The sequence below is a fragment of the Paenibacillus sp. 3LSP genome (assembly GCF_032465655.1).
In the GTDB taxonomy this organism is placed as follows: Bacteria; Bacillota; Bacilli; order Paenibacillales; family Paenibacillaceae; genus Fontibacillus; species Fontibacillus barengoltzii.
This window is the reverse complement of record NZ_JAWDJI010000191.1, coordinates 1-1,488: the sequence shown is the minus strand read 5'-3', so window position 1 is coordinate 1,488 and position 1,488 is coordinate 1. Positions and strand designations below refer to the sequence as shown.

Genomic DNA, 1,488 nt, shown 5'->3' with positions numbered 1-1,488 from the left:
CCAGAAGAATACCAGTAATAGCAACCATATTTAGGATATTTTACAAACAATTTTTTGTAATTTCTCATGTCAGGTTTGGTGCAAGGCTAGTGGGGCTTGCGCCGGATTATGGATGAAATTTCGAGTATAGGCGGTAATTTGGTCATTTCCTTTCGGAAGTCTATATGAAATTACATATAGATATGTCCAGATGTCGTAAGAGCGGTAAACAAGGAAGGAGGGAATAGCTATGGCAAAAATCGCAATATTGGACGAGCATATCGCCAACCAGATTGCCGCGGGGGAAGTGGTCGAGCGCCCGGCATCGGTAGTTAAGGAGTTGGTGGAGAACGCGATTGACGCAGGGGCTACGAAGATCGAGGTCGCTGTCGAAGAGGGCGGGCTGCAGCTGATCCGCGTAACCGACAACGGCTCCGGGATTGAACCGGAGGATTGTGAAACAGCGTTTTATCGCCATGCGACAAGTAAAATCACTTCCGGACGCGACCTGTTCCAGATTCGCAGTCTCGGGTTCCGCGGTGAAGCCTTGCCCAGTATCGCGGCGGTCGCCAAGGTTCGGCTTGTCTCTTCGAGCGACGATTCCGGGCTTGGGCGGGTGATCGAAATCGAGGGCGGCTCGTTAAAGCTTAACGAGGACATCGCTGCCCCGCAAGGAACGGATATTGTGGTGAAGGAATTATTTTACAACACACCGGCAAGGCTGAAGTATATGAAGACGATCCAGACCGAACTGGGTCATATCTCTGATACGATGTATCGTCAGGCTTTGGCTCATCCTGAGATTGCTTTTACGTTGCGGCATAACGGTAATACGTTGTTGCAAAGCCCGGGAGGCGGCGATCTGCTGCAGGTCATTGCAGCCATCTATGGCGTGAATGCCTCCAAAGGTATGGTGCCGATTGAAGCGGAGGATCTGGATTACCGGGTGACCGGGTATATTGGGCGACCGGATTTGGCGCGGTCCAGCCGCTCGGGCATGTCCACGATTGTGAACGGTCGGTATATCCGGAATAAAGGGTTGCATCAGGCAATTTTGCGTGCATATCATACGCTGTTGCCGATTAATCGTTATCCACTGGTGGTGCTCATGCTGGAGATGCACCCGTCCTTGGTGGATGTGAACGTACATCCGTCCAAGCTGGAGGTGCGTTTCAGCAAGGAACCGGAGCTGAACAGCTTCGTAGAGAACAGCGTGCGTGCGGTGCTGTCCGGGCAGGTGTTGATCCCGCAAGTCGTGCGTCAGACGATCGGGAAAGGCCCGAACCGCTCCGTGATCCAGGAGCAGTTCCACTTCCCCGCGCCGCCTCTAGGCGCGGAGGAGGGCGCCTCCGCCGCCGGCCAAGCGGCTGCGGCGGCGGAAAGCCCGCTCCGTCCGCCGGTGTCCGGCGGCGGCGCGGAGCGGGCCACGGGCGCGCGGTCCGCCGGCGCGGACCGCGGCTGGGCCGGGGCGCCTGCAAGCGGCGCCCCGGCCAGCGGCGCACCCAGCGC

The 1,488-nt window shown here is 57.0% G+C and carries 1 protein-coding gene; it reads left to right on the top strand.

The window, feature by feature from the left end; genetic code table 11:
- Positions 1-229: 229 nt before the first annotated feature.
- On the top strand, positions 230-1,488 hold a 1,259-nt coding region (gene mutL / locus RW092_RS16320; RefSeq protein WP_316010696.1), incomplete at its 3' end, for a DNA mismatch repair endonuclease MutL.